Raw genomic sequence first — 1331 nt, forward strand, 5'->3', positions numbered from 1 at the left:
GGGTTAAAGGACAAAAAGAGTTGGTCTGAGCCCGACTTTTCGGCTTTGTGGTGCGGGAAAGTTTGGTTCAAAGTTGTTGGGGGCCAACTTTGAGGGTGGACAAAATGTGTTGGTGAAACGTCGACTTTTCGGCTTTGTGGTGCGGGAGAGTGGGCGTCAAAGTTGGTACTGGCAGATTCGGTGAGTGAACATCTCGAAATGCGATTCCTGTGGCAGGAAGCTGATCCGGTACGGACTGTCGAAATCGGGCAAGCAGAGGTGGCATTGCACCTCGTGCCACTCAACTGGCGTGCAGCGGATTGATACCTCGGCCAAGCATCTGGGTGAGTTTCTTGCCTGGCTGCTCAGCGGTAATCGGCAGGCGGATATGCCAGGTGGGGGCAGGTCGTTTCGCAGGCGATGCCAGAGCCTGTGGGAGATCTGGCCCCTCGCCCCGGTGGTGGATGAGGTGCATGAGGTCGTGTTCGTTGACGGGATCCACCTGGGCCGCAAAGCGGTCGTCTTGATTGCTCAGTCCCGGGATTTCATCTTGGGCTGGTATGTGGCACGCAGTGAGAACTCGCGCGCCTGGGAAGCGCTCATGAACCGGATCGCCCCACCAGACGTGGTGGTGACGGATGGGGGCAGTGGCTTCGAAAAAGCCCGCAAGAAAGCCTGGCCCACCACGCGGGTCCAGCGGTGCACCTTCCACGCGTATTGCCGTATTCGCCAAGCCACCACGACGCGCCCCAAGCTTGCAGCCTCCAAGGAACTGTACGGCTTGGGCAAGCAGCTCTTGCACGTGAAAGACCGAGAGCAAGCGGCCTCATGGATAGACACCTACTTGGACTGGTGCAAGCGCTGGGAGGGCTTCCTCGCGCAGAAGACCAAGAGGGACGATGGCGGGTGGGAATACACGCACGAACGACTCGTTGGAGCCCGCAACAGCGTGAACCGGCTCATCGGAGCCGAGGTGTTGTTCACCTACACCGACCCCCAGTTTGAGGGGGCGTTGCCGGCGATGAACAACCAGATCGAAGGCGCGACCAACGCGCCCTTGCGTCAACTGCTGCGAGACCACCGGGGAATGCGGCTGACCCGCCGGATCAAAGCGATCTTCTGGTGGTGCTACATGCACACCGAAAACCCGCTCCCACCAGCCCAGATCCTCAAAATCATGCCCACAGACACCCAGATTGAAGCCCAATGGGAACACGCCTCGCGCACACACCCCGCAGCCGGTGTCATCCCCAGATGGGGCGACGCCATCGCCTGGCACGACCTCCACCACACAAGCCCCCACCGAAACAACTGGGACTAACCCTCCACCAACTCTTTTTGTCCTTTAACCC

General features: G+C 59.7%; 1 protein-coding gene. It reads left to right on the forward strand.

All coding sequences use genetic code 11. The features are described 5' to 3' along the window. Positions 1-184: 184 nt before the first annotated feature. Entirely contained in the window at positions 185-1300 is a 1116-nt protein-coding gene (locus QP109_RS09190; protein ID WP_285024432.1) for an IS1249 family transposase, read from the forward strand. The last annotated feature ends 31 nt before the right edge of the window (positions 1301-1331 follow it).

Origin of the sequence: Pauljensenia sp. UMB9872, assembly GCF_030212665.1 — a bacterium.
Lineage (GTDB): Bacteria > Actinomycetota > Actinomycetes > Actinomycetales > Actinomycetaceae > Pauljensenia > Pauljensenia turicensis_B.